This is a genomic window from Rhizobium sp. ZK1 (assembly GCF_047782645.1).
GTDB lineage: Bacteria > Pseudomonadota > Alphaproteobacteria > Rhizobiales > Rhizobiaceae > Rhizobium.
In genome coordinates, this window is sequence record NZ_CP180586.1 from 4429096 (window position 1) to 4454557 (window position 25462).

Here is a 25462-nt window from a genome sequence, read left to right on the forward strand (position 1 = left end):
CGATGCGGATCCTGCTGGTGCTTGCCCATCCGTTGCAGGAGAGCTTTGCCGCTTCGGTGGCGCTGACGGCCCGCGAAGCATTGGAAGCCTCTGGCCATGTCGTCGATCTGCTTGATCTCTATGCCGAGGATTTCGATCCGCGCCTGTCGAATACCGAACGAGGCGGTTATTTCGACGTGGCTTACGACACCTCTGCCGTTGCCGGTATCGTTGATCGACTGAAGGCGGCCGATGGGCTCGTCCTCGTCTTTCCGCAGTGGTGGTTCAATTTCCCCGCCATCCTGAAGGGCTTCTTCGATCGCGTCTTTGCGCCAGGTGTGGCCTTCACCCACGATGTCGCTGGCGGCCGCATCGTGCCGCAGCTTACCAATATCAGGTTCCTCTATGCGCTGACGACGACGGGTTCGCCCTGGTGGCTGGTGCATTTCTATATGGGCAATCCCGTTCGTCGCCTGCTCAAGCGCGGCATCGCCAATTTCTGCTCCAGGAAGCTCGTTTTCCGCATGATGAGCCTCCACGATATGGACCGCGCGACGGAGGCCAGGCGCAAGGCGCATCTGGAGCGTATCCGGAAGGCGCTTGCCGCCGTCTGACTATTCGAAATCCGACAGGAATTTCTTCAGCAGCCGATCAAGCTCCGCCTTGTCCTCGGTCGTCAGATTGCGTGTCAGCCGCTGCTGATTGGCGACATGGGCATCGACCGCCTCTTCCACGGTCGCCAACCCCTTCTCGGTGAGCGCGATCAGCACGCTGCGTCGGTCCTCGGGATTGAAGAGGCGCTCCACGAAACCAGCTTTTTCCAGCTGATCGATCCGGTTCGTCATCGTGCCGGAGCTCACCATGGTCATGCCGAGCAATTCTCCAGGCGACAGCCGGTAGGGCGCGCCCGAACGGCGAAGCGTCGCCAGCACGTCGAAGGCGGAGGACGATAACCCGTGCTTGAGAAGCACTGCCTCCACCTCGCGGCCTATATGCGTCGTCAGCCGCTTCAGCCGGCCGAAGATGCCCATGGGTTCGACATCCAGCTCCGGCCGCTCGCGCCGCCATTGCGCCAGGATCCTGTCGACGTGATCTTCTTTCGTTCCGCCCATGTCGCATCGATATCAGCAGATCTCTTGACGTCAAGATAAAAGATGCTATTCTGAATTTATCTTGAAGTAGAGATTCTTGAGATGAAGACAAGTTCGCGCTATGCCGCAGATGTGCTGATGACCGGGATCGCGCCTGCCATATGGGGCAGCACCTATTTCGTCACGACGTCTTTTCTGCCGCAGGGCTATCCGCTGACGGTCGCCATGCTGCGCGCATTGCCGGCCGGCCTGCTTCTGTTGCTGATTGTCTGGAAGCTGCCCACAGGCATCTGGTGGGGCCGCGCCTTCATTCTCGGCGCTCTGAATTTCTCATTCTTCTGGGCGATGCTCTTCGTTTCAGCCTACCGGCTGCCTGGCGGCGTGGCCGCTACCGTCGGCGCCGTACAGCCGTTGATCGTCATTGCACTGTCGCGCCTCTTCCTGGGCAAGCCGATCCGCTTCCTCACAGTCGTTGCCGGTCTGATCGGGATGGGTGGGGTGGCATTTCTAGTGCTGAGCCCCAAAGCGGCTCTCGATCCTGTCGGTGTTGCCGCAGGTCTCGCCGGCGCCGTCTCCATGGCTTTGGGCACGGTGCTGACCCGCCATTGGCAGCCGCCCGTCTCCAGCCTGACCTTTACCTCATGGCAATTGACCGCGGGCGGCATTGTGCTCGTGCCAATCGCATTGTTGCTGGAGCCCGCGCTTCCCGTACCGACGGCCGCCAATATCCTCGGCATCGCCTATCTTGGCCTCATTGGTGCCGCCTTCACCTATCTGCTTTGGTTCCGCGGTCTCTCGCGCATCGAGCCTTCGGCCGCGGCATCGCTCGGTTTCCTCAGCCCTGTTGTCGCGACCCTGCTCGGCTGGCTGGCGCTCGGCCAGAACCTGACGCCAACCCAGCTCTCGGGTTTTGTCATGGTTCTGGTCAGCGTCTGGCTCAGCCAGCGCAGCCTGATGCCGAAGGCGGGCGTTGTTACGCCCATTCCCCCTGGCGCATCACCGGCACGCGCGATCCGTCAGGCCTGATGCCGTCGATATCGACCTTGTCGGAGCCGATCATCCAGTCGATATGGATCAGGCTGGAATTGCCGCCCTGCGCCTTGATCTGTTCCTGGCTCAGCGAAGCGCCGTCGAGGAAGCATTTCGAATAGCATTGGCCGAGCGCGATATGGCAGGAGGCATTCTCATCGAACAAGGTATTGTAGAAGAGGATGCCGCTTGCCGAGATAGGCGAGGAATGCGGCACCAGCGCCACTTCGCCGAGCCGGCGTGCACCTTCATCCGTATCCAGCACCTTGTTCAGCACCTCCTCGCCGCGCGAGGCCTTGGCCTCGACGATGCGGCCGCCCTCGAAGCGAACCCGGATATTGTCGATCAGCGTGCCCTGATGCGAGAGCGGCTTGGTGCTCGACACATGGCCTTCCACGCGTAGCGCATGCGGCGTGGTGAAGACTTCTTCGGTCGGGATGTTCGGATTGCAGGTAACGCCGTTCTTTGCCGTCGAGGCGCCGCCATGCCATTCATGTCCATCAGCCAGGCCGACGGTGAGGTCCGTGCCCGGTCCGGTGAAATGCAGCGAGGCAAAACGCTGGCCGTTCAGCCAGGACGAACGCTTGGCGAGATTGGCATTGTGTTCGGCCCAGGCCGCGATCGGGTCGTCGAGATCGACGCGGGACGCCGCAAAGATCGCCTTGGCGAGCTTGGCGACGGCGATCGCTTCCGGATCGTCGGGGAAGACCACCTTTGCCCAGGAGGGGTTCGGGTAAGAGACTATGTTCCAGTTGATGTCGAAGTTGGAGATCTTCTCCAGCGCCGGCTTGTAGGCCGTGGAATTGGCGCGGTTGGCGCGGCCGACCTTGCTCGGGTCCTGCTCCGACAGCAGCATCGGATTGTCGCCTGCAATTGCAAGGCGCGCCGAGCCCTTCTCATAGGCCTTCGCCATGCCGTCATAGAGCCAGCCGGAAGCCCGGTCGAAGCTCTCGTCGCTGCCATACTGATAGCGCGCCAGCGTCGTCTCCTCGTCGGAATAGAAGGTCGAAACCAAGCCAGCGCCCGCGAGATAGGCATGTTTGGTGATCAGCCGCACCAGCGGCAGTGCCACGACAGGGGCGGTGATGACGAGATCCTGCCCGTGCTGAAGCTGCAGGCCGACCTTGATGGCGACTTCCGCGAGCTTCTCGAGTTTGATGGGATCGACGGAGCTGTGGCTCTGGGGCATGAACGTCATGGGATCAACCTGCCTTTTGATATCTGCGACGGGAGGTGAAAGACTTAGACCCCTTTACGGCGAAAATGAAGTGCTCGGGCCAATTCATCTCGTCTCAGGCGATCAGGGCTGCGGCCGTCGCTTTCGATGCTTTCAGTGCGTCCTTGGGGTCCAGCCGCACCTGCAGCCCGCGCTGTCCGCCGTTGATGTAGACCAGCGGCTCCGCAAGCGCCGTCTCCTCGAGTGCTGTCGGCACGATCTTCTTCTGCCCGAACGGGCTGATGCCGCCGACATGGTATCCCGTCAGCCGCTCCGCATCGGCAGGTTTCATCATATTGGCGGATTTGCCGCGAAAGGCGCTGGCGAGCTTCTTCATGCTGACCTCGCGATCGGACGGCACGACCACGCAGACCGGCTTTCCATCGACTTCCGCCATCAGCGTCTTCAGCACGCGATGCGGCTCCTCACCCAGCGCTTCGGCGGCCTGCAGCCCGACGCGCTCGGCATTCGGATCATAGTCATAGGTATGAACCGTAAAGGCGACGCCGGCCTGTGTGAGAACCTGGGTCGCGCGGGTGGTCTTGGACATGGCTCAGCCCTTGAACGTCTGCGCGTAGTTCTCCGGCTTGAAGCCGACCAGCAGCTTGCCGCCGGTTTCCAGCACCGGCCGCTTGATCATCGACGGCTGGTCGAGCATCAGGGCGATCGCCTTTTCGCGATCGAGATCTTCGCGCGCCGCATCCGGCAGCTTGCGGAAGGTCGTACCGGCCCGGTTCAGCACCGTTTCCCAGCCCGCCTCGTCGATCCAGCGTTCCAGATGCGCCCGGTCGATGCCGACGGCCTTGTAGTCGTGAAAATCATAGGCGACGTCATGACCGTCCAGCCAGCTGCGGGCCTTCTTCATCGTGTCGCAGTTCTTGATACCGTAGATGGTAACGGCCATGCCGATGGATCTCCCTGTTTCCGAGGGAGATATCACGCCCGGCGAGCGCTGCAAACGTCGTCTGTCCCTTATCCCTCAAGCTCTTCGATGAGCGCTGGCAGGTCGGCCACCGTCTCGATGACATAATCGGCGCCAGCAGCAATAAGCTTCTCGCCGATCCGCCTGTGCAGCTCGGCCCGCACCTCCGGCGAAAGCGCATCCGCCTCTTCAGGTGTCAGGCCGGCCTCGTTGCCGGAAAGCGTCAGGCCAACGGTCACGCAGCCTGCGGCGGCACCCTCGGCAATGCCGGGCGCGGTATCGTCGACCTTCAGAACGGCGGAGGCTGGATAGACCATCAGGTCGAGGAAACACTTATACATGCCGATCGGCGTCGGTCGGCCGAGCGGCAGATCGTCGGCGCAGATGAGGTTGTCGGGCGCGTAACCCTGCTCGGCGGCGAGCGGCAACACCCATTCCATGATCGAGCGCGTATAACCCGTCGTCGAGCCGATCTTCATCTGCCGCTCGCGCAGGTATTCGATCGTCTCGATCGCGCCCGGCACCAGCGTGCAGTAATCGACCACGACAGCTTCGTTCAGCGGCACGAAGAGCTCGTAGACCTTATCGATCGCCGCTTCGTTCGGAAGCGCGCCTTGCGCCGCCTGCCAGCGGGCAGCGATATGCGGCTCGGCCAGCATCGCGGCAATATGCGCCCGCTTCGGAAGCCCCATCGGCTTGCGGGCATCGGCGATCGTCACCTCGACGCCGAATTTGCCGAAGGTTTCCACAAAGGCGCCCATCGGTGCGAAGGAGCCGAAATCGATCATCGTGCCGGCCCAGTCGAAGATCACTGCCTTGAATTGCGTCATGCTGCGCTCCCGTAAAGATCCTCGATGGTTTCCTCGCCGATGCCGAAGGCGGTCGAAGCACCGCAGCCCGCCGTGACGACGACGATGCGCAATGCGTCAGAAGGCTTGTCCGTGAAGCGCCAGCGGTCCGGGGCGGAGGCATAGGTTCCGATCCAGCGCTCGGTGATGAAGCGTCCCGGCAGATTGAGCACGGCGTCCATCTCGTCGAGGGTCAGCCGATCGACCCGCTCCAGACCGAAAGGATCGGGCGTTTCGGAGTAATGATGACTGTCGCCGACGATCAGCGAGCCGTCCTCCGATTGCGTGACGATCAGGTGGATGCCGTTTTCCCGTTCCGGCTTGAATTCCCTGTCGAGCCGTGCCTTCAGGGCCGTCGCTTCAGGCAATTCGGCATAGCCGAGATAACGCCCAAGCCCGAGATCGGACATGACGGCAGTGCTCAGCGAAACCCGCTGAGCCGGCACGATACGCATCATCTGCAGCTTGCAGCGCGTGACGTTATAGGCAGCAATCCGGTCAGCAAACAGGCTCTTGAAATCGTCGCCGGGGCAGACGACCACGATCTCCGCTTCGATCACACCGGTTGAAGTCTCGATCCGTGGCGGTTCCACGGCGTTCACCGCTGTCGAGCGGCGGAAGTCGATGCCATATTTGACTTGGAGATAGCGGGCGAGCAGCGGAATGGCCGTGCGGGATTCGACGCGCAGTTCATGCGGGCTGTAGAGCGTGAAGCGGCTCGCTTCCTGCCGCAGCGCCGGCACAAGCCGCCGCGCCTCGTCGAGCGTCAGCCTTTCGCAGCCTTCGCCCATCGGTGTGCGCAGGAAGGCGTCGATCACGGCTTCGGATTCGTCGAGCCTTGCCGCGAGCAAAAGCCCGCGTTGCAGAACGTCGATGCCGGCATCGTCGACAATCTCGGCCCAGATATCACGGGCCCGGCGTGCCTTGTCCCAGCAGTCGCCGGCCTGCTGGCCGGTCACCGTCACAAAGCCGAAATTGCGCACCGAGGCGCCATTTGCCTGTGCGTCGCGGTCGATAACGACGACCCGTTTGCCGCGCTTTGCCGCCGCCAACGCATGCGCCAGCCCGACAATACCCGCGCCGACGATCGCAATGTCGTAATGCGGCATGAAAGCTCCTTCGCAACATGTCTGCCACGGCTTGGCGGATTTTTTTGAAGCCTGTGTGACAGTTGCGCGGCGCCTTACATGCGCATGTGGAAAAGAACGCCGGTCAGTCTTCCAGCGTACCGGCCTTTCGCGTTGCCTTGCTCGGTCGGTCGGCCGCGATCTTCATCAGGTCGCCACGCCGGCGTACGAGCCGATCGGACGTGCGGGTGAGCAGCAGCCCGTCCTGTGGCGCGCGGATATCGATATCGCCTTCGGCAAAGCCCGGGCGGGTGACGATCGTGGCCAGAAGCTCTCCTTCCGAAACACGCTCGCCGATATTGCGGTGAAACAGCACGGTGCCGCCCTGCGGCGCGCGAACAATCTCGACATTGTCGAGCGGCACGGCCGGCCCGGAGAAGGAAGCATCTCCGGCCGCTTTGCCGCTGACAACACCGCGCCCGATTAGGAACTGCAGAAGACCTTCGGCGTCTTTGTCGGCCATGCCAGGATAGACATCGCGCCGGCCGCGCAGTTCCACCGTCACGGAAAGCTTGCCCGGAAGCCTTGCTTTGCGCTCGCCCGGCACCTCATATTTCCAGGCGAAGCTAACCGCTTCTTCGAAGGCTGAGCTCTCACCATCCGAAAGCAGTACCGCTTCCATATCGAGCGCGCTCGCAAGATCCGCCGCCTCTGGCCAGAAAGCTTCGTCGATATAGGCATATTGCAGCGATTCATCGTCGCAATGCAGGTCGATCACAAGATCGGCGTCGAGCGCCATATGGATCAGCTCCCGCTTCAGCCGATCGGCAGCCGGATATTTATCAAGCTCGTCAATGAGTTCTGGCTGGTCACGGACGGAGATCAGCGGAAAGTCGCGGTTGAAATTGGTCCTCGAACCGAGATCGAACCGGCCTTGCAGTTCGCCGAAATGCGATTGTGCCGCTCCGATCGGGTTTGCCTGAGGCACGAGCGTGATATCACCGGTGATCCGCCCTTCGCTTTCGGCCTCCCGTAACTTGCCGCAGAGGAAATGCGCCAGCGCCGTTCCCGGCAGTTCGTTCGCATGCAGTGCGGCCTGGATATAGACCTTGGGCGCGGCAGGATCATTTCCCTTGAAACGCATGACTGGCAACCGCCATTCGACGCCGGGAGTATCGCCGGGGATGATGACCTCTGAAACGTCCACTGTCTTGCTCCGCATTTCGTATTGGGTGGGGAGTCTTATGCGAATCCCCCTCCAAGGCGCAAGCGCGACTCAGCCGAGCAGCGGCCAACGGCCGACGACCTTGTGCTCGCTCTTTCCATAGATACTGTGGATCAGCAGGAACTCCCGGATATTCCACTGCACTGGCCGGTTAAGCTTTTCAGGCAGAACGGTCTTGCGATCGTAGAGGAGTGTCATGTGCGGCGTCAGGTGGCCGCCGAGGTTATAGGGTAATCCAGCCTCGTATAAGCCCTCCTGGATCTGGCGACGAAGATCTAGCAGCGCCTCGTTTTCCTGCCTGCTGCAGATGACGAAGGCCTGCGGCTCGCCTGGATGGCTGAAGCTCATGACCTCATCGAGCACGAGATCGAACGGCCGGGCGCGCACTGTCGCAGCAACCTGTTCTGCGCCGAACACGATATCCTGCGGCAGCCTGCGGTAGGCGCCGATACCATTCAGCGTGACATGAAGCAACTCGCGGGGCCGGGGAGGTCCGGTCAGTGAGTGGGCGTTGCGATAGGCTTGAGCGATCTCCAGCGCTTCGCAAGCCGCTTCGATGGTCGGGCGAAGCATGAAGAATAGCCGGTGGTGACGTTCCCCGACGGGCGTGGATTTCTTCCGGGGATCTGAGCCATTCGGATCGAGTGGAAAGTGAGGCATTTGAACTACGGACTGCATCGCCCGCCTCCTTGTTGCACAAGAAGGAGCTTACCGAAGTCGATCTGTTTGTAAAGAACAAAACAAGAACATTTATCGCAGAAGTTATGCTCGAAACAGAAACGGCTACCGAAAGGCAGCCGCTTGCAGGCATCGAATGAACGGGGAATGGCGTCTTAAGCCGCGCTCTTGACGACGTCAGTTGCCTTCTTCGAAGACTTGGCGCGCGCGGACTTTGGCGGCACGAGACGAAGAATGTCCTCTGCCAAAAGACGAGCATTGCCCTGCGCCTTGTCGAGGTTGCTGACGCGTGCAGGATCCATCGTATAGAGGCTGCCGCCGGAGACGAACATGTCGCGGTAGGCGGCGCGTTCGATCAGTGCCGTATCGATGACGTTCACCTGCTGCTGCGCTAGCAGTCCCTTGACGGCCAGGAGCGCACGCGTGGTGATGATCGAGCTGATGCGGGTCAGGACGACCGAATGCGGGATGCGGATATCGTGCTGGGAAGCAAGCTGCTTCATGATTTCCAGCACCTGCGCGCCGCCGACGGCATCCATGGCGCAGCCCTGCACCGGAACCATGACATGATCGGAAAAGCCGATGGCCTTCGCCATCAATGGGCTCATGCCGGCCGGCAGGTCGACGATGATATAACCGCCGCGCTTCTTTAGGTCCTTGATCTGCTGTTCGATCGTATCTTCCGCGACATTGGAGATCACGGCGAATTCGGCTGCTTCACCGGACAGACGGTGCCAGCGGCTGGCCCACTGCTGCGGATCGGCATCCAGAACGGAAACGCGATGGCCACGGCGAGGCAGTTCTGTGGCAAGAACGAGAGCGACCGTCGTCTTGCCGGCGCCCCCTTTCGTATTCGCAAATGTAATGATTGGCATCGATTACCTCGGGTTGATGAGTTGACGGCGGTCATCCCTGGGAGAGGCCCGTCTCGGGCTTTAAGGAACAGCGGCTTTCGCAGTGATGAGATGAAAAGGTCAAACAGCAACCTTGCGTGGCGCTGTTTTTCCTTGCTTTCCGAGGTTGATTTTTTTGGGGTGCAATTCTTAGCCGACCAGTGGCAGCGAGCCGCGGTGCTTACCGAACTTTAGGGCGTTAAAATCACTCAGCAGCCTGGCGTGGCTATATTTTGTGGCAACGCGTCTACGATAAAAATAGTCAGTGACCTTTGGTGTGTGATGATGTCTGCAAGTGATGAAGAGGAAATTGAACTTTTGCATTGCTTGTTGAAGCGTTTCGAAACGCCACCAGCAATTTTGATTAGCGATGCCAAATGCTGGAGCATATGCTCGGGCGCGCAGTTGAACTGACTTCTATCTACCCGCCTTCGATAACCTTCCGATATTGGACCGAGCTGGATGGCTCCATTCGAATTGCTACGGAGTGCCTGGATTTACGGCGTCTTTACTTCGTGATCGAGGATTTTTCGAATTGGCTCACTGATCTCTCGATAGAAATCAACCTATATCAAAATTGAGATCGCCAAATTCATCGAAATGATAGCGCGCCCCCCTCACTCCCACTCGATCGTGCCCGGCGGTTTGCTCGTCACATCGTAGACCACGCGGTTGATACCGCGGACTTCGTTGATGATGCGGGTGGCGGCGCGGCCGAGGAATTCCATGTCGTAATGGTAGAAATCCGCCGTCATGCCGTCGACGGAGGTCACGGCGCGGAGCGCGCAGACGAATTCGTAGGTGCGGCCGTCGCCCATGACGCCGACGGTCTGGACGGGCAGCAGCACGGCGAAAGCCTGCCAGATCGCGTCATAGAGACCGGCCTTGCGGATCTCGTCGAGATAAATCGCATCGGCCTCACGCAGGATCTCGAGCTTCTCGCGGGTGATGCCGCCTGGGCAGCGGATGGCAAGGCCTGGACCCGGGAAGGGATGGCGGCCGATAAAGCTGTCCGGCAGGCCGAGTTCCTTGCCGAGCGTGCGTACTTCATCCTTGAAGAGTTCGCGCAGCGGCTCGACGAGCTGCATCTTCATGCGCTCCGGCAGGCCGCCGACATTGTGGTGCGACTTGATGGTGACCGACGGGCCGCCGGTGAAGGAAACGGACTCGATCACATCAGGATAGAGCGTGCCCTGGCCGAGGAAATCGGCGCCGCCGAGCTTCCTGGCTTCGTCCTCGAACGTCTCGATGAAGAGGCGGCCGATGATCTTGCGCTTGGTTTCCGGGTCGGAAACGCCTTCCAGTTCGCCGATGAAGCGGTCGGCGGCGTCGACATGGATCAGGTGCAGATTGTAGTGCTCGCGGAACATGGCGACGACGCCTGCGGCCTCGTCCTTGCGCATAAGGCCGTGGTCGACGAGGATGCAGGTCAGCTGGTCGCCGACGGCTTCGTGAATGAGCAAGGCTGCAACCGAGGAATCCACGCCGCCTGATAGCGCGCAGATGACGCGCTTGTCGCCGACTTGCTTGCGGATGTCCTCGACGGCCTTCTGGCGGTAGGCGGACATGGTCCAGTCGCCCTGGATGCCGGCGATGTTATGGATGAAATTCGCGATCAGCTTGGCGCCATCGGGCGTATGCACGACCTCCGGATGGAACTGCACGCCGTAATATTTGCGTTTCTCGTCGGCGATGAAGGCGTAAGGCGCGTTGGACGAGGTTGCGACAACCTCGAAGCCCTCGGGCAGTTTCGTCACGCGGTCGCCGTGGCTCATCCACACCTGATGGCGCGAACCCTTGGACCAGAGGCCTTCGAACAAGGCGCAGTCCTCATCGACCTCGAGGAAGGCACGGCCGAATTCGCGGTGATGACCGCTTTCCACCATGCCGCCGAGCTGCATGCACATCGTCTGCTGGCCATAGCAGATGCCGAAGACCGGGAGGCCGCTGTCGAAGATGATCTGCGGTGCCCGGGGCGAGCCTTCATCGACCGTCGAGGCCGGGCTGCCGGACAGGATCACGGCTTTCGGCTGAAGGCGCCTGAAGCCCTCTTCAGCGGACTGGAAGGGAACGATCTCGCAATAGACACCGGTTTCGCGCACGCGTCGTGCGATGAGCTGGGTCACCTGGCTGCCGAAATCGACGATGAGAACACTATCGGGATGTGCTGTCTGGGTCATGGCGAGCCTTTAATGAAAAGCGCCTCTTCTTGCAATGCGGGAAATCGGCCGCAGCGGGCTTTTATTGTCCCGATTGTCTCTGTTTTGCGGAGCTAGAACCAGAAAACGCCATCCTCCAGAGCGGTAAACAGGCTGTCGACGGCGTAGGAAAGCTTGCGGTCGACGATATGCAGATATTCGGTCCAGCCGGAAATGTGCTGCAGCTCCACCGCGCCGTCGGAAATGCCGCGAAGGCCGATCAGTGGCAGTTTATAGCCCTGGCAGGCGCGCAGCACGGCATAGGTCTCCATGTCGACCATGTCGGCTGCGATATTGGCGTAGGCGGAACCCGAGACGACGTTGCCGCCGGTGGAAAGGGTGGCCTCGGGAATACCGGGAATGCGCAGCGGCAGTTCGAGATCGGCCGGCAGGTCAAGAAAAGGCGTCTTGCCCTTTTCGAAGCCGAGCGGTGAGGCGTCCATGTCACGATAGGAGACGGCGGTGACCTGATAGACTTCGGTCTGCTGCAGGCGCGCCGAACCGGCAGAGCCGAGCGAGACGACGAGATCGGGCAGATCGTCGGACGCATCGAGACGGGAGAGCGACTTGGAGATCGCGATTGCAGCCTCGACAGGGCCGACGCCGGTCATCAGCGGCTCGATGCGCGAGCGCAGGAAGGGGCCATATTCGGCCTCCGCGGCCATGACGAACAGGATGGACTTGCCTGCGACCGACTTCAGTTCGAATTTCATCCCGTAATTCCCTCTCTTCCGCGAATGACCATCATCGTCCCGGTCATGGACGCGATGAGCTTGGCCGGCCCGTCGCTGATCGCATAACCTCGCCCATCGGCGACGATGATGTTGGAGCCGGGCTTGGTGATCTCGCCTCTGAAGAGGAAACGCTCGCCGCGCCCCGGCGACATGAGGTTGACCTTGAACTCGATCGTGAGGATCGAGGCATCGGCATCGATAACGCTGTAGGCAGCAAAACCGCAGGCCGAATCGAGCGCCGCGGAAATGATACCCGCGTGCAAAATGCCGTGCTGCTGTGTCAGTTTGACGTCGAAGGGAAGTTCGATTTCCACCATGCCGTGCTCGACGCGCGTCAGCTCCGCGCCGATCGTATGCATGGCCGCCTGGCGGGAAAAATTCTGGCGGATCCGTTCCCGGAAATCGCCCCTGTCGGTGTCGTTCATCGCAGTCCCTCTCACCGCCGCGAAAGTGGCATGGCCGGGCGGATTCGACAAGATTGCAATCCAGCTCACGATGTTTTTGTCTCAAGCTACGGCTTTTCGATCACGTGGCCTGTCGGATGTTTGTCCGCACAATTTCTTGCGGTTGAGAATCGCTTTTGCTTATTTTGCCACGGGATCTCTTCTGAATGACGCTCAATAGGATTATGATCAATTAAACCTGAGGGCGAGTTAATGAAAACGTTTCCTCAATCTGTGAGCGATTACGAGGCGTGGCTGGCAAACGAGCTGCATGGCGAGTTCGTGCGGGACGATATCGACGAAAAACACCGGAAGATGTGCGAGGACGCCTTCGTCTTCTTGCGCGCCACCTACTGGCGTTGGGCGGAAATCATCTACGACGTCAGGCCGGAGCTCGCCGACATGCCGCAAGTGCTGTCGATCGGCGACACGCATCTGGAGAATTTCGGCACCTGGCGGGATATTGAGGGGCGGCTCGTCTGGGGCGCCAATGATTTCGATGACGCGGCGATCATGCCCTACGGGCTGGATCTCGTGCGGCTGGTGGCGAGCGCCGTTCTGGCTCAGCCGGACGACGGGATTTCCGGCAGGGCAATCGCTGAGCTCCTCCTCGCCGGCTATGTGCGCGGCCTCGATCACCCGGCTCCGATCATCCTGGAGCGCGATCATCCTTGGCTCCGCGACAAGCTTTTGCTTTCGGAAGATGAGCGGAAAGATTTCTGGAAAAAATGCGACAAGCGTAAGCCCGGCAAAAAGCCGGCACCCGGCCGTTTTGTCGAGGCCTTGAAAAATGCTCTGCCGAAAGTTTCGGGAAGTGTCACGCCGGTGCCGGTGACGAAGGGGACGGGAAGTCTCGGGCGGCCGCGGTTCGTCGCCTATGTGAAGGAGTGGCGCGGCGGACCCGTGCTGCGTGAAGCCAAGGCGCTTGTGCCCTCCGCCTGGTCGCTGGGAAGGTCTGGGGATCACGTCATCAGAACCGGGGTCATCGCCGCCGGGCGGATACGCAGCCCCGATCCCCATTTCATGGTGACCGGTCGCATTCTCGTTCGCAGGCTTTCGCCGAACAGCCGCAAGATCGAAATCAAGACCGATGCGAACACCCTGTTGAACGGTTCAATGTTAGAATTGATGGGCTTCGAGATCGCCAACTGTCATTCGGATGACGCGGCAAGTGCTGCGGCAATTCGCAATGACCTGCGTTCGCGCGGCGAGGACTGGCTCTACGAGGCGGCACGGGCAGCCGCGGAAGCCACTGAAAGGGAGTGGAAGGCTTACCGCAGCAAAGCTTGTTGAGCGATGCGCACGATATGCTGGTCCCATGCGACGTCGCTATGGGTCGAAAGGAAGTCGCCGTCATAGGATGAAACGGCAAAGCCACTGGGAGCAGGTGCAATGCCGGCGGCATCGGGAATGCTCTCCTCGCGCAGCACCTCGCCCGTTTTCGCATCGATGGTGACGGACGCACCGGCGATCGGCGAGGTGACGCCGACGAGCCCGTCCTTCCGGTTGACCGCGATCGCACCGACATAGTTGGCAAGCCGCCGTGTCGTCTCCTCAGGCAGATCGATGAAAACAAGATCCTCGCCCTTGGCGAAATGGCCGACGAGCGGCGGCAGATCCTTGCGGTGCCCCTCGTACTGGCAGGCAAACCAGATGCGGCCGCTGGCATCGATATCGACATGCCGCGTCGAGACCGACGACCATTGCGACGGCAGGGCATGTTTTTCGATCAGTGCGCCTGTCGCCGCATCGATGAGCGCCAGCGACGGCTGCATATTGCCGAGATTGAGCTTGGTACGGCCGAAGTCCGGATGGGTCTCGATGCCGCCATTGGCAACGATCAACATGCGGCCGTCATCGGAAACCCTCATGTCGTGCGGTCCGACGCCATAGGTTTCATATTCGCCGATGCGGACGAAACGGTTCGTCGCATCGTAGAGGCCAATCATGCCCCTGTTGTTGTCGAAGTCGTTCTCGCTGGCATAGAGCAGCCGCCCATCCGGCGAAAAGGCACCGTGGCCGTAAAAATGCCGGCCTTCCGGCGAGGTGATGACGATGGGTTCGCCCTTATTCCAGGGATCGAAGATCATGGCGAAAGTGCCGGGCCGGCGGGCGAAGGCGACTGTGCGCCCAGTTGTACTGCTATGGGCCATGCCGTGGGCACGGGCGGGAAGCACCACCTGATCGACGATCTCGCCGCGCTCAGTAACCGTTGCCACAGCGAAGGAGCCGTTGGCGGCCCGGATGCCGGAGGCATAGACGGCATCGGCGCGGTCGAGCGCTAACAGCGCCTGCGGTTTCAGCGCGGCCAGGAAGCCGATGCCGGCGGCCTTGATGAAGCCGCGTCGGTCGATGGCGGCGCTGCGCCACATCGGCTCAGTCTCCGTCCGAAAAGGAGAAGCCCGCCGAAAGGCCGATCGCGGCGCCATACTGGTCGCTGATCGTGGTGATGAGGTCGCGGCTTTCGGAAAGCAGTGTATCGAGCTTGGCTTTTTCCGCATCGCTGACGGCGACTTCGATATCCGGGTTCAGCTTGGAGACGCTGTCGATGATCGTCTTGAGCTTGGTGTCGATCGCATCGGCAACCTGTTTCTTCTCTGGCGGAAGCAACTCGGCCATGCCGGCTTTCTGCCAGAGCGTCCGGATGCCCTCGAGATTGGCGGCCATGGACTTCCAGGTATTCTTCGAACGCCAGTAGATCGCCATGCGCGGGCGGGCAGGCGTATCCTTGCCCTTGTAGAACTGCTCCAGCCGCTGGTCGCGGACATTTTCAGCACCATGGACGAGGATACCGAGAAGGGCGGTGACGGCCTCCTTGTTATCCATGAAATCGTCGCTCTGCGGTCCGGGATGCTTCCAGCTCGCCTGCACACCGTCAGGCTTCTCCCAGGCCGCGACGACTTCGCCAGCCTCGCGCTGGATATTGCCGGCGACCGCCTGGCCGTAGAGGCAGCGGAAGCCGCCCTTCTGGTTGATCAGGTCGTCGGAACCGTTGCCGTAAAGCACATATTCCAGCGCGGTCAGTCCCTGTAAGGCCACACTCTTGCCGGCGATGGCATCGACGGTCGCGTCCTTCGGATCGGCCTTGGCGATCAGCGCCTGAACCTGCTTGAGGCCAACACCCTTGCGGTCGGGATAGAAGAGGATGTGCTCGAAGAGATTGTCGTGGATGACAGGGCCGGTCTGCACGATCTCGATCGTCGACCAGTAGCGGATCGTATCGTCGAAGGCGGACTTGGCGCGATCGAGCGTCTGCTGCGTACCGGAAGCGCAAAGGTCGTTCATGGCGGTCGTCAGGCGTGCGGCCGATTGCTGCATGTTGCGGTAGCCGGGACGAATGACCTCATCGACGGCACGCTGCATGACCGATGGCACGGCATCCTCATTGAGCCCTGACGCGGACGGCGCGGCGCCCTGGGCGGCAGCCGATGTGGCAAGGCCGGTCAAGGCGAGGCAAAGGAGGGTGTGCCAGGGACGCATCAGAGTGACTCCAGGAATGTAATCAGGGCCTCTCTATCGTCTTTTGACAGCGAGGAGAATGCGTTGCGGGCTTTTTCAGCTTCGCCGCCGTGCCAGAGAATTGCTTCGGTGAGATTTCTGGCGCGGCCGTCGTGCAGGAAGAAGCTGTGTCCGCTGACAGTCCGGGTCAGTCCTATACCCCATAGCGGTGGCGTGCGCCATTCACGTCCGCTTGCAAGTCCCACTTGCTGTCCGTCGGCCAGATCGCCGCCCATGTCGTGTAGCAGGAAATCGGAATAGGGCCAGATGAGCTGGAAGGCTTGCGCCTTCCCGGCCGTATCGCGTCGGGTGACGAACTTCGGAACATGGCAGGAAATGCAGCCCGAGTCGTAGAAAAGTTGCTTGCCGCGCAACGTATCGGCGAAGCTTGCCTTGCGGCGCGCCGGTACGGCAAGGTTCTCCGAATAGAAGGTGACGAGATCGAGCACCGGCCCGGGCGCCTCCTCGTTACCAAGCCGTTTCTGCACGCCATCAGGCATGGCGAGGCACTTTGTCTCAGCGGCGGTGCAGTCGCCATGTGCATCAGGTGCATCCGGTGTCGAAATGCCGATATCGTTGGAGAAGGCATCGGCGCTCTGGTCGCGCACATTGGCGTTCTGCGCCTTCCAGCCGAAACGACCGAGCGTGATCTCGCCGGTGCGATGGTCGCGTACGATGGCGGCCTTGCCGGATATGCCGTCGTGATCGAGATCATCGGGATCGGCATGCGCGAGAATATCCGCTGCGGGAATTGCCTCGATCAGCCCGAGGCCGATCATCGCCGGGGCGACACGCGCTGAGATCGTCGTTGCCGGGTCGAGCGACCCGTAGGCGAGATTCTTGGCGGAATAAGCGGGTTTACGCAGGCTGACCGTCTCCCCGCCCGCAAGCGTGACGGTCTCCTCGATATAGGTGACAGCGACCTTGCCTTCGGCGGCAAGCCCTGGAACCGCAAGATCCTGAAGTTGGTGGCCGTAAACAGGATCGGGGAAATTGATGACATCGGCGTCGGCGATTGCTTTTTCTTCCTCCGCGGTCTTCGCTGCACGGGCAATACGCAGGACCATCGAGGTAGCGCTTGGACCACCCTCCGGCGGTTTGCCGCGACCGTCATTGGCGTGGCAGCTCATGCAGGAACGGGCGTTGAAGAGCGGGCCGAGCCCATCGGAGGCTTGCGTAGAGGATGGCGCGGAAACCCAGAGCTTGCGGAAGAGCGCATTGCCAAGCCGGAAATTCTGTTCTTCCTCGAAAGGGATATTGGCAGAGATATGCGAGAAGCTGTCTTCGTTAACCGGATCGATGGATGTTGCCGCACCTGCCTGCATGGCCTCGTAGGGCTCTGCCTTGCTGAAATCATGCGCCGGCCTGACAATATCGGCGACGCGCTTCAAATCGGCATCGGAAATATCGGTCCGTCTGGTCGGAAGATCGAAGGCGCTCGCGATCGCAACGGGAAGCCCGGCAAGCGAGGCGCAGAAAGCTGCGCTGACAAGGAGACGGCGGGCCGGTTTATGCGACATTTCAAGGGTCCGGGCCGCTCCGGTTTCAAAGCGGCCCGCCTTTTTGCTTATTTGAAGACAGCGTTAGGATTATCCAGGCTGTCGGAACCTTCAAGCTCGACGGTGCCGAGGTCAAGTGCGGCAATAACGCGCTGGACCGACTTCGTCTGGTCGATGAGACCGTCGATCGCAGCCTGGACAACAGCGTTGCCTTCCTTGTTGCCCTCACCGATCATCTGGTCGTACTTCTCGACCGTCTCGCCGCGCTTGGCCATGGCGTGCATGGCATCCAGCGTTTTGTTGAGCTTGCCGGTCATCTCGGCGTCGAGAGCCTTATCCTTGGCGGCAACGAGATCGTGCAGCGACGGGCCGGTCATCTTGGTGCCGTCGACACGCGTATATTCGCCCGTATAGGCGGCGGCGATGCCGATCGCATCGTTCAGGTGCGAGTTGTAGGTGTTGTCGGAGAAGCAATCGTGCTCTTCTTCCGGATCGTGCAGCAACAGGCCGAGCTTCATGCGTTCGCCGGCGAGCTCGCCGTAGGAGAGCGAACCCATGCCCGTCAGGATGGCGACGAGGCCAGCCTTCGGATCGGCTTCGACATGCTTTGCGGCTTCGCCATCCGGCGCCCAATTGTCGGTCATTTCCTGCAGATCGGAAACGAGCAGCGTGGAGGCGGACTTCAGATATTCGGCGCGGCGGTCGCAATTGCCATGCGTGCAATTCTTCAGGTCGTAGTCGGTAGCAGGACGTTCACCCGCGCCCGGACCCGTGCCATGCAGATCCTGGCCCCAGAGCAGGAATTCGATGGCATGGTAGCCGGTCGCGACATTGGCTTCGATACCGCCGGCCTCGGCCAGAGTGCCGGAGAGGAATTCCGGCGTCAGCTTGGAAGCATCGACATCCTTGCCGTCGATCTTGATCGTCTTGTTGGCGATGACATTGGCGACATAGAGAGAGTTCTCGTCGCTTTCCGTGCCGTAGGAGGGATCCACGTAATCGATCAGGCCTTCATCGAGCGGCCACGCGTTGACCTTGCCTTCCCAGTCGTCGACAATAGGGTTGCCGAAACGGTAGACTTCGGTCTGCTGGTAGGGAACACGCGCCTTGATCCATGCGTCCTTGGCAGCCTTCAGCGTCTCATCATCGGGCGTCTTCAGAAACGCGTCGATGGCCGCGTCGAGCGCCTTGGCTGTCGTCAGCGAGTCTTCGTACTTGGCATGAGCGATTTCGGCATAGTGTTTCACGACAGCGGCTGCGTCGGTTGCCGCATGCGCGGGAAGGGCGAGCAGGGCGGCGGGGGCAATCGCCAGTGCAACTGCTCGGAATGTGCGGTTGAGCTTCATAATCCTCTCCTGTGACGGATTTCCGTCTGAATCCGGCTTTCGTCTCTTCGCCCAAAAGCAAACTGGTGTCAAACACTCTAGTTTGGAATGGTTTTAAGGATGAATTTCCGCGAACATTCTGTCTGTTTGAAAAGCATTTGCTTGAAAATTCGGCATGAAGCGCGCTATTTATCGCGCACTCTGCTCAATCCTTCATCTGACCTGCCGAATACTCCCTCATCCGACCGGCCTTCATGCGTCATCACATCAAGCATTTCATTCATCGCCACGAGCCGAAGGGCGCATTCCATGCGCACCTCAAGTCTGGAATTGGCGCCGTTATAGGCATGGTTTCAGTCGGTACACTTGCCATCACGACGGGCATTCCGCTGCTGATCGCGCCCTTCGGCGCAACGGCGGTGCTGATCTTCGGACAACCGAAGAGCCCCCTTGCCCAACCGGCCAATGTCATCGGCGGCTATGTCCTTGCTGCCGCAGTCGGTGCCGCAGCCGCTTTTTTCTTTCCGGGTCTATGGTGGGTCGCGGCAATCGCCGTCGGCATCGCGATCGCAGCCATGCTGGCGCTGAGGGTCACGCATCCGCCGGCAGGTGCCGTGCCGCTTGTTGCTCTCGGCTCGCATCTCGGCGGCTTGACGCTGTTTGCGGTCGTGCTGCTCGGTGGCGTTCTGCTGGTTGCGATCGCCGTCGTGCACCATCTCATCCCACCGCGGCATCAATATCCGCTGCGGGCGCCGTCGCCGTAAGGCTCAGCCTATCCTTTTGAGGCGGCAGAAAAAGAAGCCGTCGGTATCCGTCGAGGCCGGCGTCAGCGTGATCGTCTTACCGTCGGAAGAGCGCGGGCGTGTGCTCTCCTTGCCGAATAGGCTATCCCAGGCAGGCAGAGCACCGACGATTTCGAAGTCGCCGTGGTCGGCGGCAAAGCGCCGCACTTGCTCTTCGTTCTCCTGCGGCAGCACCGAGCAGGTAACGTAGATGAGTTCGCCGCCGGGGCGCACGAAGCCGCTTGCCTGTTTCAGCGCGTCCTGCTGCTGGGCCGTGCGTTCGTCGAGGTTCTTGACGGTCAGCCGCCATTTCGTATCCGGCCGACGGCGCCACGTGCCCGTGCCGGTGCAGGGCGCATCGACCAGCACCTTGTCGCAGCGGTCGCGCAGGCCGGAGAGGCCTCTGATATCGTCATGGACCTGAACGTTGCGTGTGCCGGCGCGCTTCAGCCGCTCGATGATCGGCGCAAGCCGCTTGCGGTCGGCATCATAGGCATGGACCTGGCCCTTGTTGTGCATGGCGGCCGCCATGGCGAGCGTCTTGCCGCCGCCGCCGGCGCAGTAATCCAGCACCTGATCGCCATCCCTAGGCAACACGAGATCGGCAACGATCTGCGATCCCTCGTCCTGAACCTCGAACCAACCTTTCTGGAACGAAAGTTCGGCCGTCACGTTGGGCAAGCGTGAGGCACCCTCGCCGGCGGGAATCCGGATGCCGTAGCGTGCGATCTTCGCTTCATTGGCGCCGGCGCGTTCCAGCGCCTTGGCAGCCTTTTCGCGGGTGGCTTTCAGGATATTGGCGCGCAGATCAAGCGTCGGGCGTCCGGCGAGCGCCTGCGCCTCGGAGAGCCATTCGCCGCCGAAGGCCTGTTCGAAGGAGGATTGCACCCATTCTGGAATATCGCCCTGCACATGCGGGGCTGCGTCGGAAAGAGAGCGGCTCGTAAAGGCCGCGAGTGAGTCGGCCGAAAGCGGCGCCGGCGCGAACTTGTCGTCGACAAGTTCCGCGGCCAGCTTTTCCGGCGTGAAACCCCATTGGCGGAACATGACGGCATGGGCAATGGCAACGGCGCTGTCGTCGTCCATCAGATAGGCATGGGAGAGCCGCATGCGCAGCGCGTCATAGACGATGTTGCCGATCGCCGCCCGGTCGCCGGAGCCGGCGAAACGGTGGGCGAGGCCCCAGTCCTTCAACGCATCGGCGACAGGCCTTTTACGGGCATCGATATCAGCCAGAACCGAAATCGCCCCTTCGAGGCGGCCGCCCAAACGCATTCAAACTTCTCCTGTTGCCTTGGCTGGTGAACGATCCGCGCAAAATGAGCACTAGGAAACCTAAGTGACTGGGTGGATTGTTCACAAGTCTCAACCGCGTGGTTACCCGCGATTGACGGCAAGAGCAAGCGCCGCATCCGGCGCAGGGATTGTGCGGAGGACTTGGGCCTCAGCTGATGACTTCGTAGCAGACCTTCGCAGTGCCCGAGGAGACCATGCCGATATTCTGTGCAGCAGCGCGCGACAGATCGAGCACGCGACCACGGATAAACGGACCACGATCATTGATGCGAACGACGACGCTGCGGCCGTTGTTGCGGTTGGTGACCTTCACCTTGGTGCCGAACGCCAGAGAGCGATGTGCGGCAGTATAGATGGCCGGGTTCATGCGTTCCCCGGAAGCAGTTTTGGAGCGAAGTGCGTACCACGAAGCACCGCCACATCCGTTGGCAGCAAACCCTTCCGCTGGAAGGACGAAAGAACAGGCTGCAATGGCTGCGGTGGTGATTAGAGAACGGCAGATTTTCTTCAAAACGGATTGTCCCTCAACTATTGAACTTGCGCCTTCGCAGGCGGTGGGGCTTCAATCCGGGGAAAAGTGGCGAAAAAGTGCCAATGACGATCACGGAACATTACGGTCTGTAATATTTGTGATTTCGATAACATTGCGGTAGCAGGACACCGCTTTGTCCAGCTGTGGAAAAAACCTAATAAAATCAGCTAAAATCCGAATGATTTTTTCGGAAAAAGGGTAAACAGTTGATAGCCGCTGGAAATCACAAAAATTTTTTTCTCCGATTGCCATATTCGACGCCACATTTGCGCAAATTTAGGGGCCGTTAACCATAATACAGAGCGAAATTCAGTTCCTCAAAATTAGAAAGTAGGAAATTTCTACTCTTTATGGGCTATAACCCACTCACCCGAATGGGAGGGTTTCTTCAACCTCTCCAATGACCATTTTGCCAGAGTTGGGCGAGCGACATCGGGTAGTTCGGGAAGGCAAAACGGAAGCCCGCAGCCTTCAATTTGGCGTTCGAAACCCGCTTGTTCTCACCATAGAAAGAGCGGGCCATAGCCGTCATCTCTGCCGTCTCGAAAGCCTGTTCCGGCGGGGGCTCGACGCCCATCAGGCGAGCCGCTTCGACGATGACTTCCTGTGGTGGGCCGGGCTGATCGTCGGTGACATTGTAGATGCCGCCGAGCGCGTGTTCCGACAGAAAGCGGGTGGAAGCGCCGATGTCCTCAACGCGGATGCGGTTGAAGACTTGCTCCTTCTTTATGATACGACGCGCCGTACCGCGATCGAGGTTGACGAAAGCGTTGCGTCCTGGCCCGTAAATGCCCGAGAGACGCAATATCGCAGCCGGCACGCCGCGGGCGCGACCGAGCGCAAGCCAGGCCTCCTCCGCTTCCAACCGCTCCTTCGAGCGGCCGGAGATCGGAACGCAAACGGTTTCTTCCGTCACCCAGCCGCCCTTATGGTCGCCATAGACGCCGACGGTGGAGAGATAGCCGATCCATTGCAGGTCAGGCAGACGTGCCGCGCCATCCTGACCAAGCAATGCAAGCAGCGGATCGGTGTCGCGCGGCGCAATCGACTGCACGAGATGAGTAACGTCTGCCATGGCAGCCTGCATCTCGGCGCTCAAGGTCTCGCCGTCAAAAAGGAAGGCTTCGATCCCGGCTTTCCGCAGTTCTTCGGCTTTTTCCGGAGAACGGGTCGTGCCGGAGGCGCGCACGCCGCTCTCGCCAAAGGCCTTGGCGATCGCTGTACCGGAATAACCGCAGCCAAAGATCATCACATGCATCAGCTCACTCCCGCCATTCGCCACTCGCCGAGGACATCCTCGTCCGACTCACTTTCCCTTTGTGCGGCAAAGGCGTCGAATTCGCCAGCCTTCATGAGCCGCGATAGCGCCCAGACTGCCATGCCGCGCACGGCAGGCGAGGCATCGGTGGTCAGAATGCGACATTGCTCGATGAGGCCGCGCTCGCCGGAATTGCCGGCGGCGATCAGCACATTGCGGATGAAGCGGTCGCGGCCGATGCGCTTGACCGGCGAGCCGCTGAAGAAGCTGCGAAAGGTCGGATCGTCAAGCGTGAGAAGGAAGGCGATGGACGGCTCCTTCAGATCTTCGCGTGCCTTCAGCTTCATTTCCGAGGCTTCGCTTGCGAACTTGTTCCACGGGCAGGCAGCAAGACAATCGTCGCAGCCGTAGATGCGATTGCCGATCAGCGGCCGGAATTCAGGATCGATCGGTCCCTTGTGCTCGATGGTCAGATACGAGATGCAGCGGCGCGCATCGATCTGGTAGGGCGCCGGAAAGGCGGCGGTCGGGCAGGCATCGAGGCAGGCGCGGCAGGAGCCGCAATGATCCGTCTCGGGCAAATCTATATTGAGATCGGCGGTCGTGAACATCGAGCCGAGGAAAAGCCACGAGCCATGCTCGCGGCTGAGAAGATTGGTGTGTTTACCCTGCCAGCCAAGCCCGGCTGCGGCCGCCAGCGGCTTTTCCATGACCGGCGCGGTATCGACGAAGACCTTCACATCTGCGCCCGCCCTGGCGGCAAAACGTGTGGCGATCTCCTTCAGCCGGCCTTTGATGACATCATGGTAATCGCGATTGCGGGCATAGACGGAGATCGCCGCCTTGTCCTTCTTGTCGAGAATGCCGCGTGGATCGTCCTCAGGCCCGTAATTGAGGCCGAAGACCGCGACCGAGCGCACATCGCTCCAGAGCGTGCGTGGATCGCCACGGCGCTCTCGCGTCTCGGCCATCCACTCCATCGTCCCATGCCGGCCGGCATCGATGAATTGACCGAGCCGCTCCTTTGCGTCAGGAATCGAATCCGGACGGGTGATGCGACAGAGATCAAAGCCGAGAGCGAGTGATTCCGCCTTCAGGAAGGTGGTCAAATTGTCGCGGCGCTTGCGCTCTTTTATATCATCGGTTTTCGCTTCGGGCATGAAAAGCCCTCGTCAGAAATCCAGGTCGGCATAATGGGAAACCGGCGTCAGGCCTCGCACGCGTTCAGTCAGAAGCGGGCGGAAGGAGGGGCGCGATTTCAGCCGCTGGTACCAGTCCTTGGCAAGCGGTGATTCCGACCAGTCGATCTCACCGAGATAATCAAGGATCGAGATAGAGGCGGCGGCGGCAAGATCGGCATAGCTCATCCGGTCGCCGGCCAGCCATTGGCGCGAGCCTGCAAGCCATGTGAGATAACGCATATGCTGGCGGATATTGGCGCGCGCCGTACGCAACATCTTGGAATCCGGGGCGCCGCCGCCCTGGTCGGCCGTCATTTGCAGCTTGTAGACGCGCTCGCGCGCCAGCGGCTTGGTGACGTCGTTTTCCATCTTCTGCATGAACCATTCCGTCAGGCGGCGGATTTCCGCGCGCTGGAATGGGTCCTCGGCGAGCAGTCGGCGGTCGCGCTTCAGCACGCCATGCGTCTCGTCGAGATATTCGGAAATGACGGTCGCGCCACAGAGCGCCCGCATGCTGTCATCGACATAGACAGGCAGCGTGCCCGCCGGATTGAGCGCCAGGAAGTCGCGGCGCTTCTCCCAGGTCTGTTCCTCGATCAGCTCCGCCTGATAGCCGTACTCCGCCAGAATGAGCCTGACGAAGCGAGATGCGGACGACATGGGATGATGATAAAGCGTGGGCATCGATACTCGGACTTTTGATTGTGGTGCATGGGTTCAAGGGCGCGCCACTTATACCGCCCTAGTCATGACTCATTAGTTGAAGCTATAGGAGCTTGGCCTCGCCAATACAAGCGAATCGGGCCTCCCCTGCCTGACGAGGGACAAAACATGGCTGCCTGAATCATCGCAACTCCCCGCTCGCCTTTTCTTGCCTCCCGCTCTGGCGAATGATGATTGTGCAGTGCAATATAAACCTGACCGCCATTCCAGTCCGACCGAACCCCAAACCGGAGACACTTTATGGACTATATAAGCTCTATAATCCTGGGTATTATAGAAGGGATCACCGAGTTCCTGCCGATTTCGAGCACCGGCCATCTGATCATTGCGGAACAGTGGCTCGGCGCACGCTCAGATACATTCAACATCGTCATTCAGGCCGGCGCCATCCTCGCCGTCACGATTATCTACTGGCGTCGCCTGCTGGATCTGCTGCTCGGCTGGCGCGATCCTGCGAACCGCGATTACGCCCTCAAGCTGATTGCCGCATTCTTGATCACCGCGGTTCTCGGCCTTATCGTTAAGAAAATGGGTTTCGAGCTGCCTGAGACAGCAACGCCGGTTGCATGGGCGCTGATCATTGGCGGTATCTGGATGATCTTTGCCGAATGGGCTGCCGCCCGCCGCCCGCCGAGCTCTCACATCACCTGGCTCGTTGCCATTCTGGTCGGTATCGCCCAGGTCGTTGCCGGTGTCTTCCCCGGAACGTCCCGCTCTGGCGCTACGATCTTCGTCGCCATGCTGGCCGGCACGGGCAACCGCGCTGCGGCAACCGAATTCGCCTTCCTCGTCGGCATTCCGACGATGTATGCAGCAAGCGCCTTCTCGCTTCTAGAAACCTTCAGGGATGGCGGTGCGGCAAACGAAGATTGGACCGCGCTCGGCATTGCCTTCGTCGTTTCGACGATCGTTGCCTTCATCGCCGTCAAGTGGTTGCTGGCCTACATCAGGAGCAACCGTTTTACGGTCTTCGCGGTCTATCGCATCATTTTGGGTGTTGTGCTGCTCGGCATGGCGATGACCGGCATGATCGCCTGAATCGCGA

26 protein-coding genes are annotated in these 25462 nt (G+C 60.6%); 5 read left to right on the forward strand and 21 right to left on the reverse strand.

All coding sequences use genetic code 11. The features are described 5' to 3' along the window. Positions 1-2 precede the first annotated feature (2 nt). Positions 3-593: an NAD(P)H-dependent oxidoreductase gene (locus tag ACK9YZ_RS22265; RefSeq protein WP_416065201.1), complete on the forward strand. Its 591-nt coding sequence runs from the start codon at positions 3-5 to the stop codon at positions 591-593. Here the strand turns inward: ACK9YZ_RS22265 and ACK9YZ_RS22270 are convergent, their stop codons facing one another. After that, on the reverse strand, positions 594-1091 hold the full coding sequence (locus ACK9YZ_RS22270; RefSeq protein WP_416065202.1) for a MarR family winged helix-turn-helix transcriptional regulator: 498 nt from the start codon (positions 1089-1091) through the stop codon (positions 594-596). Positions 1092-1172: 81 nt separating this feature from the next. Here ACK9YZ_RS22270 and ACK9YZ_RS22275 point away from each other — a divergent pair, with 81 nt between their 5' ends. Continuing rightward, positions 1173-2096 carry an EamA family transporter gene (locus ACK9YZ_RS22275; RefSeq protein WP_416065203.1) on the forward strand — a complete coding sequence of 308 codons (924 nt, stop codon included), beginning with the start codon at positions 1173-1175 and terminating at the stop codon, positions 2094-2096. Here ACK9YZ_RS22275 and ACK9YZ_RS22280 read toward each other — a convergent pair. From ACK9YZ_RS22280 to ACK9YZ_RS22330, 11 genes are all read right to left on the reverse strand, one after another. Beyond that, positions 2044-3297: an aminopeptidase gene (locus ACK9YZ_RS22280; RefSeq protein ID WP_416065204.1), complete on the reverse strand. Its 1254-nt coding sequence runs from the start codon at positions 3295-3297 to the stop codon at positions 2044-2046. The genes ACK9YZ_RS22275 and ACK9YZ_RS22280 overlap by 53 nt on opposite strands. Positions 3298-3391: 94 nt before the next feature. Continuing rightward, positions 3392-3865 (reverse strand): Cys-tRNA(Pro) deacylase, encoded by a 474-nt coding sequence (ybaK, locus tag ACK9YZ_RS22285; RefSeq protein WP_416065205.1) that lies wholly within the window; start codon positions 3863-3865, stop codon positions 3392-3394. Positions 3866-3868: 3 nt separating this feature from the next. Further along, a complete protein-coding gene (locus tag ACK9YZ_RS22290; RefSeq protein ID WP_216756749.1) occupies positions 3869-4219 on the reverse strand; it encodes an ArsC family reductase in 351 nt (116 codons plus the stop codon). Between the two features lie 68 nt (positions 4220-4287). After that, entirely contained in the window at positions 4288-5067 is a 780-nt protein-coding gene (phnX, locus tag ACK9YZ_RS22295; RefSeq protein WP_416065206.1) for a phosphonoacetaldehyde hydrolase, read from the reverse strand. Then, entirely contained in the window at positions 5064-6194 is a 1131-nt protein-coding gene (locus ACK9YZ_RS22300) for a TIGR03364 family FAD-dependent oxidoreductase (protein WP_416065207.1), read from the reverse strand. Before ACK9YZ_RS22300 ends, phnX begins: the two co-directional genes overlap by 4 nt. 103 nt (positions 6195-6297) lie before the next feature. Then, on the reverse strand, positions 6298-7359 hold the full coding sequence (locus ACK9YZ_RS22305; protein ID WP_416065208.1) for a succinylglutamate desuccinylase/aspartoacylase family protein: 1062 nt from the start codon (positions 7357-7359) through the stop codon (positions 6298-6300). Positions 7360-7428: 69 nt separating this feature from the next. Next, the gene (locus tag ACK9YZ_RS22310) at positions 7429-8055 is read right to left on the reverse strand and encodes a 2'-5' RNA ligase family protein (RefSeq protein ID WP_416065209.1); all 627 of its coding nucleotides are present in this window, start codon (positions 8053-8055) and stop codon (positions 7429-7431) included. A 155-nt stretch (positions 8056-8210) separates the two neighbouring features. Next, on the reverse strand, positions 8211-8930 hold the full coding sequence (locus ACK9YZ_RS22315; RefSeq protein ID WP_416065210.1) for an AAA family ATPase: 720 nt from the start codon (positions 8928-8930) through the stop codon (positions 8211-8213). 635 nt (positions 8931-9565) lie between these two features. Continuing rightward, positions 9566-11128, reverse strand: a complete 1563-nt coding sequence (gene guaA / locus ACK9YZ_RS22320) for a glutamine-hydrolyzing GMP synthase (protein ID WP_216756757.1) — start codon at positions 11126-11128, stop codon at positions 9566-9568. A gap of 92 nt (positions 11129-11220) precedes the next feature. After that, entirely contained in the window at positions 11221-11859 is a 639-nt protein-coding gene (locus ACK9YZ_RS22325; RefSeq protein WP_216756758.1) for a 5'-methylthioadenosine/S-adenosylhomocysteine nucleosidase, read from the reverse strand. After that, positions 11856-12305: a PaaI family thioesterase gene (locus ACK9YZ_RS22330; protein WP_183802656.1), complete on the reverse strand. Its 450-nt coding sequence runs from the start codon at positions 12303-12305 to the stop codon at positions 11856-11858. The genes ACK9YZ_RS22325 and ACK9YZ_RS22330 overlap by 4 nt, the downstream gene beginning before the upstream one ends. A gap of 231 nt (positions 12306-12536) precedes the next feature. Here ACK9YZ_RS22330 and ACK9YZ_RS22335 point away from each other — a divergent pair, with 231 nt between their 5' ends. Beyond that, entirely contained in the window at positions 12537-13616 is a 1080-nt protein-coding gene (locus tag ACK9YZ_RS22335) for a DUF2252 family protein (protein ID WP_416065211.1), read from the forward strand. Here ACK9YZ_RS22335 and ACK9YZ_RS22340 read toward each other — a convergent pair. Genes ACK9YZ_RS22340 through ACK9YZ_RS22355 form a run of 4 tightly spaced genes read right to left on the reverse strand, consistent with a single transcriptional unit; the run spans position 13595 to position 18666 of the window. Continuing rightward, the gene (locus tag ACK9YZ_RS22340; protein ID WP_416065212.1) at positions 13595-14695 is read right to left on the reverse strand and encodes a DUF1513 domain-containing protein; all 1101 of its coding nucleotides are present in this window, start codon (positions 14693-14695) and stop codon (positions 13595-13597) included. The two genes, ACK9YZ_RS22335 and ACK9YZ_RS22340, sit on opposite strands and share 22 nt — an antisense overlap. Positions 14696-14699: 4 nt before the next feature. Further along, positions 14700-15803: an imelysin family protein gene (locus ACK9YZ_RS22345; RefSeq protein ID WP_416065213.1), complete on the reverse strand. Its 1104-nt coding sequence runs from the start codon at positions 15801-15803 to the stop codon at positions 14700-14702. Further along, positions 15803-17341 (reverse strand): di-heme oxidoredictase family protein, encoded by a 1539-nt coding sequence (locus ACK9YZ_RS22350; protein ID WP_416065214.1) that lies wholly within the window; start codon positions 17339-17341, stop codon positions 15803-15805. Before ACK9YZ_RS22350 ends, ACK9YZ_RS22345 begins: the two co-directional genes overlap by 1 nt. Positions 17342-17388: 47 nt before the next feature. Then, a complete protein-coding gene (locus tag ACK9YZ_RS22355; RefSeq protein ID WP_216756763.1) occupies positions 17389-18666 on the reverse strand; it encodes an imelysin family protein in 1278 nt (425 codons plus the stop codon). Positions 18667-18899: 233 nt separating this feature from the next. Between ACK9YZ_RS22355 and ACK9YZ_RS22360 the strand changes: the two genes are divergently transcribed. Further along, positions 18900-19409, forward strand: coding sequence for an HPP family protein (locus tag ACK9YZ_RS22360; RefSeq protein WP_416065215.1), 510 nt, complete (start codon positions 18900-18902; stop codon positions 19407-19409). A 3-nt stretch (positions 19410-19412) separates the two neighbouring features. On the opposite strand, the gene ACK9YZ_RS22365 is transcribed toward ACK9YZ_RS22360, so the two are convergent. The 5 genes from ACK9YZ_RS22365 to ACK9YZ_RS22385 all read right to left on the reverse strand — a co-directional run bounded on the left by ACK9YZ_RS22365 (position 19413) and on the right by ACK9YZ_RS22385 (position 24378). Then, positions 19413-20702: an RsmB/NOP family class I SAM-dependent RNA methyltransferase gene (locus tag ACK9YZ_RS22365; RefSeq protein WP_416065216.1), complete on the reverse strand. Its 1290-nt coding sequence runs from the start codon at positions 20700-20702 to the stop codon at positions 19413-19415. A 169-nt stretch (positions 20703-20871) separates the two neighbouring features. Further along, positions 20872-21234 carry a septal ring lytic transglycosylase RlpA family protein gene (locus tag ACK9YZ_RS22370; RefSeq protein ID WP_183727787.1) on the reverse strand — a complete coding sequence of 121 codons (363 nt, stop codon included), beginning with the start codon at positions 21232-21234 and terminating at the stop codon, positions 20872-20874. Between the two features lie 409 nt (positions 21235-21643). Then, positions 21644-22513 carry an SDR family oxidoreductase gene (locus tag ACK9YZ_RS22375; protein WP_416065217.1) on the reverse strand — a complete coding sequence of 290 codons (870 nt, stop codon included), beginning with the start codon at positions 22511-22513 and terminating at the stop codon, positions 21644-21646. Beyond that, positions 22513-23673, reverse strand: a complete 1161-nt coding sequence (gene queG, locus ACK9YZ_RS22380) for a tRNA epoxyqueuosine(34) reductase QueG (protein ID WP_416065218.1) — start codon at positions 23671-23673, stop codon at positions 22513-22515. Before queG ends, ACK9YZ_RS22375 begins: the two co-directional genes overlap by 1 nt. A 12-nt stretch (positions 23674-23685) precedes the next feature. Further along, on the reverse strand, positions 23686-24378 hold the full coding sequence (locus ACK9YZ_RS22385; RefSeq protein WP_113298271.1) for a glutathione S-transferase family protein: 693 nt from the start codon (positions 24376-24378) through the stop codon (positions 23686-23688). 279 nt (positions 24379-24657) lie between these two features. Here ACK9YZ_RS22385 and ACK9YZ_RS22390 point away from each other — a divergent pair, with 279 nt between their 5' ends. Next, positions 24658-25455 (forward strand): undecaprenyl-diphosphate phosphatase, encoded by a 798-nt coding sequence (locus tag ACK9YZ_RS22390; RefSeq protein ID WP_416065219.1) that lies wholly within the window; start codon positions 24658-24660, stop codon positions 25453-25455. Positions 25456-25462 lie beyond the last annotated feature (7 nt).

What these genes read in the sequence shown, in the direction of transcription:
- ACK9YZ_RS22265 (WP_416065201.1), top strand. Translation starts at nt 3, where the DNA reads ATGCGGATCCTGCTGGTGCTTGCCCATCCGTTGCAGGAGAGCTTTGCC.
- ACK9YZ_RS22270 (WP_416065202.1), bottom strand. Translation starts at nt 1,091, where the DNA reads ATGGGCGGAACGAAAGAAGATCACGTCGACAGGATCCTGGCGCAATGG.
- ACK9YZ_RS22275 (WP_416065203.1), top strand. Translation starts at nt 1,173, where the DNA reads ATGAAGACAAGTTCGCGCTATGCCGCAGATGTGCTGATGACCGGGATC.
- ACK9YZ_RS22280 (WP_416065204.1), bottom strand. Translation starts at nt 3,297, where the DNA reads ATGACGTTCATGCCCCAGAGCCACAGCTCCGTCGATCCCATCAAACTC.
- ybaK (WP_416065205.1), bottom strand. Translation starts at nt 3,865, where the DNA reads ATGTCCAAGACCACCCGCGCGACCCAGGTTCTCACACAGGCCGGCGTC.
- ACK9YZ_RS22290 (WP_216756749.1), bottom strand. Translation starts at nt 4,219, where the DNA reads ATGGCCGTTACCATCTACGGTATCAAGAACTGCGACACGATGAAGAAG.
- phnX (WP_416065206.1), bottom strand. Translation starts at nt 5,067, where the DNA reads ATGACGCAATTCAAGGCAGTGATCTTCGACTGGGCCGGCACGATGATC.
- ACK9YZ_RS22300 (WP_416065207.1), bottom strand. Translation starts at nt 6,194, where the DNA reads ATGCCGCATTACGACATTGCGATCGTCGGCGCGGGTATTGTCGGGCTG.
- ACK9YZ_RS22310 (WP_416065209.1), bottom strand. Translation starts at nt 8,055, where the DNA reads ATGCAGTCCGTAGTTCAAATGCCTCACTTTCCACTCGATCCGAATGGC.
- ACK9YZ_RS22315 (WP_416065210.1), bottom strand. Translation starts at nt 8,930, where the DNA reads ATGCCAATCATTACATTTGCGAATACGAAAGGGGGCGCCGGCAAGACG.
- guaA (WP_216756757.1), bottom strand. Translation starts at nt 11,128, where the DNA reads ATGACCCAGACAGCACATCCCGATAGTGTTCTCATCGTCGATTTCGGC.
- ACK9YZ_RS22325 (WP_216756758.1), bottom strand. Translation starts at nt 11,859, where the DNA reads ATGAAATTCGAACTGAAGTCGGTCGCAGGCAAGTCCATCCTGTTCGTC.
- ACK9YZ_RS22330 (WP_183802656.1), bottom strand. Translation starts at nt 12,305, where the DNA reads ATGAACGACACCGACAGGGGCGATTTCCGGGAACGGATCCGCCAGAAT.
- ACK9YZ_RS22335 (WP_416065211.1), top strand. Translation starts at nt 12,537, where the DNA reads ATGAAAACGTTTCCTCAATCTGTGAGCGATTACGAGGCGTGGCTGGCA.
- ACK9YZ_RS22340 (WP_416065212.1), bottom strand. Translation starts at nt 14,695, where the DNA reads ATGTGGCGCAGCGCCGCCATCGACCGACGCGGCTTCATCAAGGCCGCC.
- ACK9YZ_RS22345 (WP_416065213.1), bottom strand. Translation starts at nt 15,803, where the DNA reads ATGCGTCCCTGGCACACCCTCCTTTGCCTCGCCTTGACCGGCCTTGCC.
- ACK9YZ_RS22350 (WP_416065214.1), bottom strand. Translation starts at nt 17,341, where the DNA reads ATGTCGCATAAACCGGCCCGCCGTCTCCTTGTCAGCGCAGCTTTCTGC.
- ACK9YZ_RS22355 (WP_216756763.1), bottom strand. Translation starts at nt 18,666, where the DNA reads ATGAAGCTCAACCGCACATTCCGAGCAGTTGCACTGGCGATTGCCCCC.
- ACK9YZ_RS22360 (WP_416065215.1), top strand. Translation starts at nt 18,900, where the DNA reads ATGCGTCATCACATCAAGCATTTCATTCATCGCCACGAGCCGAAGGGC.
- ACK9YZ_RS22365 (WP_416065216.1), bottom strand. Translation starts at nt 20,702, where the DNA reads ATGCGTTTGGGCGGCCGCCTCGAAGGGGCGATTTCGGTTCTGGCTGAT.
- ACK9YZ_RS22375 (WP_416065217.1), bottom strand. Translation starts at nt 22,513, where the DNA reads ATGCATGTGATGATCTTTGGCTGCGGTTATTCCGGTACAGCGATCGCC.
- queG (WP_416065218.1), bottom strand. Translation starts at nt 23,673, where the DNA reads ATGCCCGAAGCGAAAACCGATGATATAAAAGAGCGCAAGCGCCGCGAC.
- ACK9YZ_RS22385 (WP_113298271.1), bottom strand. Translation starts at nt 24,378, where the DNA reads ATGCCCACGCTTTATCATCATCCCATGTCGTCCGCATCTCGCTTCGTC.
- ACK9YZ_RS22390 (WP_416065219.1), top strand. Translation starts at nt 24,658, where the DNA reads ATGGACTATATAAGCTCTATAATCCTGGGTATTATAGAAGGGATCACC.